The organism is Microcoleus sp. K4-B3, from assembly GCF_036704615.1.
Classification (GTDB): Bacteria; Cyanobacteriota; Cyanobacteriia; order Cyanobacteriales; family Microcoleaceae; genus Microcoleus.
This window is the reverse complement of the sequence record NZ_JAUBSF010000064.1, coordinates 31,967-40,563: the sequence shown is the minus strand read 5'-3', so window position 1 is coordinate 40,563 and position 8,597 is coordinate 31,967. Positions and strand designations below refer to the sequence as shown.

The following is an 8,597-nucleotide window of genomic DNA, read 5'->3' as shown; positions in this document are numbered from 1 at the left end:
TATGTTTTGGATAACTTGAGTGCTGCTTGTGCTGCTTGAATACATAAACTAGCTCTCGTGTCAATGCGTAAGTCCTAGATCGCACTTAACCCACGTTCGATATATAATTGTAAAAATTGCTTAACAAATCTACATCATTCTCGTGAGAGCCAATCTCATCAATTATTTGGAGTCTCCGCCATGCAGCTAAAACTTACCGATTCTAAACTGCCTTTTGCCCCGCTGTTGCTAATTGCGCCGTTTTTCCTGTGGGGAACCGCGATGGTAGCGATGAAGGGGGTGATGCCGCACACAACGCCGCTGTTTGTGGCCTTCGTGCGTTTAGTACCTGCGGGCGTGTTGGTGCTGCTGGCGGCGGCGCTGATGGGAAAACCGCAGCCGCAGGGCCCGAAAGCTTGGCTGTGGATTTCGCTGTTTGCTTTAGTTGACGCTACTTTGTTTCAAGGCTTTTTAGCTGAAGGTTTGACCCGAACCAGTGCGGGTTTGGGTTCGGTGATGATTGATTCTCAACCGCTAGCTGTGGCGATTTTGTGTTTGTGGCTGTTTCAAGAAAAAATAGGTTTTTGGGGCTGGTTGGGATTAGTGATTGGCGTAGTCGGCATCAGTTTAATTGGGTTGCCAGATGGCTGGATTTTGGGGCTTTTTCATCCTGAAAACGCGCAGGTTTCTGGGGGTATCGAACAGTTGTTTCAGGGTGGAGAATGGTTGATGCTGTTGGCGGCTTTGTCGATGGCTGTGGGTACGGTTTTGGTGCGCTGGGTTTGCCGGTATGTTGACCCGGTGGTGGCGACTGGTTGGCACATGATTTTGGGCGGTTTGCCGCTGTTGGCAATTTCGGCTGCAACTGAGTCCGAACAGTTTGTGAATATTGATTTTTCGGGCTGGATGGCGTTAGGTTATTCTACTGTGTTCGGAAGTGCGATCGCCTACGGTTTATTCTTTTATTTTGCTTCGAGTGGCAGTCTAACAAGTTTAAGTTCTCTTACCTTTCTTACGCCTGTATTTGCTTTGCTGTTCGGCAATTTGTTCTTGGGCGAAGTGCTCAATCCGCTACAATCGATGGGGGTGGGGCTGACTTTGGTGAGTATTTATTTGATTAATCAGCGGGATACTTTGGGTGAGAAATTGCGAAAAGTGCGGCACGGTGAAGCGAGTGCAGAAGTTGAAGCAACAGGATTATTAGAATCGTCAGAGTTGAATTCTGTAGAATTACCCGTGCAGTTGCGGGTTAGCGAATTGGAATCAGAAGTTTAGCGCTTGGAGAAATTTAGGGAGAATTGGTTAATTCAAGAATTAACTGATTTGGAGTTACAATCCTAGGAGTAGTAACCGGAAAATCTCGCGGGTTGCGGGTGACAATGGCATCAATTCGATTGATGACAGCAGTGCTGTACTGAATCGCATCTTCAAAATCCTTGAAGTTGCAAGTTAATGCCATTGAAATAACAGAGTTATCCACTGTTGCGACTTGACAAAATGTGGCTAGCTGCCGCAAAAAATCCAGCGTCCAATCGCGGCCTCTGTCTCTGCGGATAATATAGTAAAGGTCGCTAAAAGTTGAGGCTGAAATATAGCCTTGAATTTGTGCTTCTTCAACAAAAGTTAAAATGCGATCGCTCTCAGCAAAGAAAGGTTCTCGATCGAGCGCAACATCTACTATTATATTGGTGTCAATCAGGAGTTTCACAAGTTATGTTTATCCTTTAAATATTCCCATTTTGCTTGTTTGTCTGGATCGTCAAAATCCAGCGGTTCCGGTACAGCATCTCGATCGAATAAACCTTGAAATGCCTTCACGTTAGTTTTAAACTTTTTTTGAGGTGCTTCAGGTGCGATCGCATTTTCTGACGCGCTGGCTTGTTTAACCGTATCAGGTAGCTGCAAGACGATGATTTCTACGTCTCCGGGCGGCATATTAACGGGTTCCACAACTACCAAGTTGCCAGTTGCATCGATTTTACCTCTAAGTTTGTATGCTTGCATGGTAATCTCCGATAACTATGTTTCTATTATATGACATAATAACTTGTTTCATTACCAATCCTCTTCATCACCAATCTTAATGTCTCTGTTTTGAATCTGTTCTATAAAAGTTTTTAAACTGGGATTTTCTGCGTAATGCTTCATCAAAACTTTATGCTTGCGATATTGTTCTGAAATTACTCGATAATATTCAGGATTTTTAGCATTAGCGTCGATCGTAAACTTGTGTTTTTTCGCAAGTTGCAGGTTTAAAGTATCGAGGCAGTTCTTAATTTTAGCTTGTTTCTTCTTGTCTGTATAATACAGGGGCAGCAACCAACACTCAATAGAATGTACGGAGATGGCAAATATAATTTGTTGTTGATATCTGCTGTAAAAAATATCGCCGATCGCACTTCTAAACTTTTCAATAACTTTTGCAATTAACTGCTGGGGAGTAAACTCACCGTTTTCATCTTGTTTGGGTACACCATAATCTTCTGAAACATCCGTATCTATCTGAATAATGATATAGTCAATAAATTGAAATGCTTCTTGAAATTTTTTTGACCTACAATAATCAAATACTAGAGTCCAGCCGCCGGTTTTGGATTTATCTCTTTTTGGCTGAAGAGGTGTCACCTCTATATATGCACTATTAAAATATCCAGCTAAAATATCTTCTATTACAATTTGGTCAGTCAGTCCCTCTGCAATCAATCCAAAACTAATCATATTAAAAATTCTTAGGAAGTCCGCCGATATAGCCTCTCAAAAATGCCTCTGATAATTCTACTGGTTCTTGGCCCTCTAGAGGTTTGGGGCCCAGAATGCGTCTGGCTTTAGTATAACCTAATTGGTTGCGAGAAATCACAAGCAGTCGCTGTTCGTCATCCTCTAAATCCAAACCGTCCAAAACTGCCGGATTGTGGGTTGTGAATATAACTTGTTTGTCGTGTTTTTTTGCTAATTCGACTAATTCTTGCATTAATCTGCGACATAATCTGGGGTTGAGGGAAGCATCAATGTTATCTATTGCAAAAAATTTAGGAGTGAGATCGCTAATGAACAAGGCAAAGTAAAAGAGTAAAAATAAAAAGCCTTCATTAGAGCTTTTTTGGTCGAAGTAAGTTAAATCTCTATCTAAATATTTATCTTTAATTTGGAGAGAACTTTGCAGGGGTGATAAATCTTCAGGCACTTCAAAATCTCTAAACCAATCTATCAATCGCAACTTTTCTTTAATTTGATTTAGTTTATCTTGGTTTGTTTCTGAATTCAAAAACTTTATAAGTTTAAACAAGCCTTCACCATTAATGCCTAATGGTTGAATTTGTCCTTCTTTTTCAAAAGTACGTAAGGCTTGGTTTTCGGGAGAGTAAATTGTAAATTTAATTAATTTAGAATTATAAATCAATTTTTTAGATAAGTGTAATGTGAAATTAAAGCTGGCTAGTATTGTTTTTAGTCTGTCTTCTAAGGTTTCTTTTCTTAATTTTTCAGAAACCCCTTGTGAATCTTCTATTAAGATAACATCTTCTGCTTTATCTGAGTTGGGAACAACATTTTCTAAAAGATTTTCAGGAGCGCTCACGAAGTTTTTATTAACCCATTGAGAATAGGGAGAGTTATCATTATCTAAAATACAACTAAAATTGTCTCCATCATTTCCTTCGAGCTCAATATTGATATTTTTAACTAAATTTTCCTTTTCAAAGGCCGATCGCATAAATTGAGGTTCTGTCACTCTGATGCCCCGAGAAGCTAAAAACTCGTTATCCAGCTTGTCATCAGCCGCCGCAGAAGCCAGGGCGATCGCCTCTAGGATATTGCTCTTTCCGCAGCCATTTTCACCGATCAATACAGTTACTCGTCCTAACTCTAGTTTCAGCTTTTGAATCGACTTATAATTTTCGATTCTGACTTCTCCAATCATAATTCAATCCCATATAATCTTAGTGTACTCATTGTATCTCCGATCGCATGGATCTCAAGGAACGCCTGCACAGCCATCTGATTCAAATTGTACGCGATCGCAACCCATACCTCGCATCCGAAGGGCATTTTTATGCTCAGCAATACATCCGCGAACAGTTGGCACAGTGGGGAACTGTAGAAATTGACGATTTTTCGGTGCGCGGCCGAATTCATCACAATTTTATCTTGGATTTACCCCCCTTCGATCGGGCGAGTAAGAAGCGGTTGCCGCCGATCGTAATTGGTGCTCATTACGATACTGTACCCGGAACACCTGGGGCCGATGATAATGCTACTGGTGTTGCTGTGTTGCTGGAACTCGCAAGGGATATCGCATCTGGGCCGCTAAAATATCCAGTGCAATTAGTCGCCTTCGATATGGAAGAATACGGTTATTTGGGAAGCAGTCATCATGCAGCTAAATACAAGCAACAGCAAGAGTCAATCCGGTTAATGATTTCTTTGGAAATGTTGGGTTATTGCAACCATAATCCTAATTCTCAAAACTATCCCGCTGGCTTGAAATATTTTTATCCAAATAGTGGCAATTTTATTGCTTTAATTGGCAATTTGCGGACGGTTCCCGATTTGATTAATTTGAGTGGTAAAATTCGCAATTCGGGTCAGCCTTGCGAGTGGCTGCCGGTGCCGAATCGAGGTTTAATTGTGCCGGATACTCGCCGCAGCGATCATGTTCCTTTTTGGGATAATGATTATCCGGCTATTATGGTAACTGATACTGCTAATATGCGAAATCCGCATTATCATCGAGGAAGTGATAGGATTGAGACTTTGGATTTGGATTTTCTGGCTGGTGTTTGTCAGGGGTTGGTTGAGGCTATTCGATATATATAGCAGTTTTATTTTAACGAACCGCGAAGGCGCAAAGGGCGCGAAGGAAGGAAAGAGAAGATGAGTGGTAAAGATATGAATGCTGTTTTTGAGGATCGCACTCGCTGGCAATTTTGGATAGATCGCGGTGGCACTTTTACCGATATTGTCGCCAAGAGTCCCGACGGTAAGTTAGTCATTCACAAGCTGCTATCGGAAAACCCAGAACACTACACTGACGCCGCAGTTCAAGGAATGCGGGACATTTTGGGAATTGCTGCAGATGTTCCCATACCCGCCGCCGAAATTGAAGCGATTAAAATGGGGACGACGGTGGCGACAAATGCTTTGCTGGAACGAAAGGGCGATCGCACAATTCTGTTAATTACTAAAGGTTTCGGCGATGCGCTGAGAATTGGCTATCAAAACCGCCCCAATATTTTCGCGCGTCACATTGTTTTGCCCCAGATGCTGTACGATCGAGTTATTGAAGTTGCAGAACGCTACAGCGCTCAAGGTGAGGAGTTAACTGCTGTCAATCCCGAGTTTATCCCGTCTTTGCAGCAAGCATACGATGAGGGAATTCGCAGTTGTGCGATCGTCTTCATGCACGGCTACCGCTACTCGGAACACGAAAAACAAGTTGCTAAAATAGCCAGAGAAATCGGCTTTACCCAAATTTCAGTATCTCACGAAGTCAGCCCGCTGATGAAATTAGTTTCGCGGGGAGATACTGCGGTTGTCGATGCTTATTTATCTCCGATTTTACGGCGTTATGTCGAACAAGTAACCAGTCAATTAATAGAGGCAGATTCCGGGAACGAGGGATTATTAATGCCCAATGCCCAATGCCCAATGCCCAATGCCCAATGCCCCAAATTAATGTTTATGCAATCGAATGGGGGCTTAGTGGACGCGGCACAATTTCAAGGAAAAAACAGTATTTTATCCGGGCCTGCTGGGGGAATTGTCGGTGCTGTTCAAACGAGCAAAAAGGCAGGTTTTGATAAAATTATTACCTTTGATATGGGCGGAACTTCGACAGATGTTGCCCATTTTAACGGCGAATACGAACGCGAATTTGAGACGGAAATTGCAGGGGTGAGATTGCGATCGCCCGTGATGGCAATTCACACTGTAGCAGCCGGCGGCGGTTCAATTGTCTTTTTTGACGGGGCTCGCTACCGCGTCGGGCCGGAGTCTGCTGGGGCCAATCCTGGGCCTGCTTGCTATCGCAAAGGCGGCCCCTTGACGGTGACTGATTGCAATGTGATGTTGGGGAAAATTCAACCGGATTTTTTCCCGAAAGTATTTGGATTGAATGGAGATTTGCCGATCGCCCCTGACGCAGTAAACCAAAAATTTGGGCAATTAGCGGGGGAAATTGGGGGCGAGAGGACGGCCGAAGAGGTGGCGGAGGGTTTTTTGGCGATCGCTGTGGAAAAGATGGCAAATGCTGTCAAAAAAATCTCGCTTCAGCGCGGTTACGATGTTTCGGAGTATACATTGTGCTGTTTCGGCGGTGCGGGCGGCCAACACGCTTGTGCGATCGCCGATGCTTTGGGGATGAAACGGGTCTTTATTCACCCTTATGCGGGTGTGTTGTCCGCTTACGGTATGGGTTTGGCTGATGTGCGGGCTATTCGCGAAAGGGCGATCGAGCAACAATTAAATGCAGAATTATTACCTGAGTTGCATCATATTTTAACCGAATTGGAGGGAGATGGAAAGAGGGAATTGAACCGCAGAGGGGCAGAGAACACAGAGAATGAGTCAGAGGTTTTAGTTGTTAACAAGTTGCGCTTAAAATATCAGGGAAGTGACTCAGTTTTGGCGGTCAATTTTGCTGACAATATTGAGGCGATGCAGGCTGAATTTGAAGCGGCACACCGACAGCGTTACAGTTTTATTATGCCAGAAAAACCGCTGATTGTGGAAGCAGTTTCGGTGGAAGTTGTAGAAAGAATGGAGGTGCCGGAAGCATCCACAATTTCCCCCTCTGGCGGTACGGGCATTTTGCCCGTGCAACCACTTTCAACGGTGCAAACCTATGTTTCTGGCGGGTGGCGGGAAACGCCTGTTTATCAGAGAGACGATTTGCGATCGGGCGACTGCATAGAAGGCCCTGCTATGATTGTTGAAGCTACGGGAACTAATATCATAGAACCGGGCTGGGAAGGGGAAATCACCGAAAATAATGATTTAATTTTGAACCGCAGATGCACGCAGATAGACGCAGATAATATCCGCGTTCCTTCGGGTTTATCGGCGGTTAAATCCGATCCGGTTTTGCTGGAAATTTTTAATAATTTGTTTCGGGCGATCGCGGAACAAATGGGCGTCACATTACAAAACACAAGTTCCTCAGTCAACATCAAAGAACGTCTCGACTTTTCCTGTGCAATTTTCGACAAAAACGGGCAATTGGTTGCCAACGCGCCGCACATTCCCGTACATCTGGGCTCGATGAGCGAAAGCGTTGAAGCTTTAATTTTAGCACAAGGCAATGCGATTCAACCGGGCGATGTTTATGTTTCTAACAATCCCTACAACGGCGGCACGCATTTACCAGATATCACCGTTATTACTCCAGTATTCGATCGGGATTCCTCCCTTCCTTTGTTTTATGTTGCCTCGCGGGGACACCACGCCGACATCGGCGGCATCACTCCCGGTTCCATGCCTCCCAACAGTACAACAGTAACTGAAGAAGGTGTATTGCTTGACAATTTCCTGTTAGTAAGCGAGGGCTATTTTCTAGAAAAAGAATTACTAAAACTTCTGAAAGCGGGTAATTTTCCTGTTCGCAATTCCGCTCAAAACCTAGCCGATTTGCAAGCACAAATTGCTGCTAACAAGCGCGGCGCAGAAGAGCTGCTCAAGATGGTAGAACATTATGGATTAGAGACTGTGCAAGCTTATATGGGCTTCGTACAAGACAATGCTGAGGAGTCGGTGCGGCGGGTAATTGATGTTTTGCAAGATGGCGAATTTACTTATCCGATGGATAGTGGCGGACAAATTAAGGTAGCGATTACAATTGACAAATCTGCGCGCAGTGCAAAAATAGATTTTACTGGCACTTCTGCTCAACAATCCAACAATTTTAATGCTCCCGCAGCCGTGTGCAAAGCGGCTGTTTTGTATGTTTTCCGCACGTTGGTAGATGACGATATCCCTCTAAATGCGGGCTGTTTGAAACCTCTCGAAATCATCAATCCCGAAGGCTGTATGCTGAATCCTCGCTATCCAGCGGCGGTAGTTGCCGGAAATGTGGAAACATCGCAGAATATTACCGATGCTTTGTATTGTGCTTTGGGAGTGATGGCGGCTTCTCAGGGAACTATGAATAATTTTACCTTTGGAAATCAGCGCTATCAATATTATGAAACTATTTGCGGCGGTTCGGGTGCTGCTGCAGATTTTGACGGCACTGATGGGGTACAAACTCACATGACTAATTCGCGTTTAACTGATCCAGAAGTATTAGAATGGCGCTTCCCGGTGTTGTTAGAAAGTTTTGCAATTCGGGCGAATAGCGGGGGGAATGGATATCATCGCGGCGGTAATGGAGTGGTGCGGCGAGTACGGTTTCGAGAGGCAATGACGGCGGGAATTTTATCGGGAAGGCGTGTGATTTCTCCTTGCGGTTTGAATGGGGGTGAAGCGGGGAAAGTTGGGCGGAATTATGTTGAAAAGGTTGATGGAAAAGTGGATAATTTGGGGAGTACGGCGACTGTGGAAATGCAGCCTGGGGATGTGTTTGTGATTGAAACTCCTGGGGGTGGAGGATATGGTACTATTATGTAGTATCCGTAAAAGGAACT

Annotated in this window: 7 protein-coding genes; 3 read left to right on the top strand and 4 right to left on the bottom strand. The window is 44.1% G+C overall.

Annotated features, from left to right (window positions below):
- The first annotated feature begins 180 nt into the window (after positions 1-180).
- Complete coding sequence (locus tag QUA78_RS22935) at positions 181-1,254, top strand: DMT family transporter (RefSeq protein WP_333399034.1); 1,074 nt, start codon at positions 181-183, stop codon at positions 1,252-1,254.
- A gap of 13 nt (positions 1,255-1,267) precedes the next feature.
- Here the strand turns inward: QUA78_RS22935 and QUA78_RS22930 are convergent, their stop codons facing one another.
- The 4 genes from QUA78_RS22930 to QUA78_RS22915 are packed head-to-tail and all read right to left on the bottom strand — an operon-like array spanning position 1,268 to position 3,898.
- Positions 1,268-1,687 carry a PIN domain-containing protein gene (locus QUA78_RS22930; RefSeq protein WP_333302462.1) on the bottom strand — a complete coding sequence of 140 codons (420 nt, stop codon included), beginning with the start codon at positions 1,685-1,687 and terminating at the stop codon, positions 1,268-1,270.
- Positions 1,684-1,983, bottom strand: coding sequence for a hypothetical protein (locus tag QUA78_RS22925; protein ID WP_333302464.1), 300 nt, complete (start codon positions 1,981-1,983; stop codon positions 1,684-1,686). The genes QUA78_RS22930 and QUA78_RS22925 overlap by 4 nt, the downstream gene beginning before the upstream one ends.
- Positions 1,984-2,034: 51 nt before the next feature.
- A complete protein-coding gene (locus tag QUA78_RS22920; RefSeq protein WP_333302465.1) occupies positions 2,035-2,697 on the bottom strand; it encodes a phage tail protein in 663 nt (220 codons plus the stop codon).
- 1 nt (position 2,698) lies between these two features.
- Positions 2,699-3,898: an AAA family ATPase gene (locus tag QUA78_RS22915; protein WP_333302466.1), complete on the bottom strand. Its 1,200-nt coding sequence runs from the start codon at positions 3,896-3,898 to the stop codon at positions 2,699-2,701.
- Positions 3,899-3,945: 47 nt separating this feature from the next.
- Between QUA78_RS22915 and QUA78_RS22910 the strand changes: the two genes are divergently transcribed.
- Both QUA78_RS22910 and QUA78_RS22905 read left to right on the top strand, forming a co-directional pair.
- Entirely contained in the window at positions 3,946-4,794 is an 849-nt protein-coding gene (locus QUA78_RS22910; RefSeq protein WP_333302467.1) for a M28 family peptidase, read from the top strand.
- A gap of 72 nt (positions 4,795-4,866) precedes the next feature.
- Entirely contained in the window at positions 4,867-8,580 is a 3,714-nt protein-coding gene (locus tag QUA78_RS22905) for a hydantoinase B/oxoprolinase family protein (RefSeq protein WP_333302496.1), read from the top strand.
- The last annotated feature ends 17 nt before the right edge of the window (positions 8,581-8,597 follow it).

Bases quoted from the DNA above. Each gene is read 5' to 3' on its own strand.
- QUA78_RS22935 (WP_333399034.1), top strand. From the start codon at position 181: ATGCAGCTAAAACTTACCGATTCTAAACTGCCTTTTGCCCCGCTGTTG.
- QUA78_RS22925 (WP_333302464.1), bottom strand. From the start codon at position 1,983: ATGCAAGCATACAAACTTAGAGGTAAAATCGATGCAACTGGCAACTTG.
- QUA78_RS22920 (WP_333302465.1), bottom strand. From the start codon at position 2,697: ATGATTAGTTTTGGATTGATTGCAGAGGGACTGACTGACCAAATTGTA.
- QUA78_RS22915 (WP_333302466.1), bottom strand. From the start codon at position 3,898: ATGATTGGAGAAGTCAGAATCGAAAATTATAAGTCGATTCAAAAGCTG.
- QUA78_RS22910 (WP_333302467.1), top strand. From the start codon at position 3,946: ATGGATCTCAAGGAACGCCTGCACAGCCATCTGATTCAAATTGTACGC.
- QUA78_RS22905 (WP_333302496.1), top strand. From the start codon at position 4,867: ATGAATGCTGTTTTTGAGGATCGCACTCGCTGGCAATTTTGGATAGAT.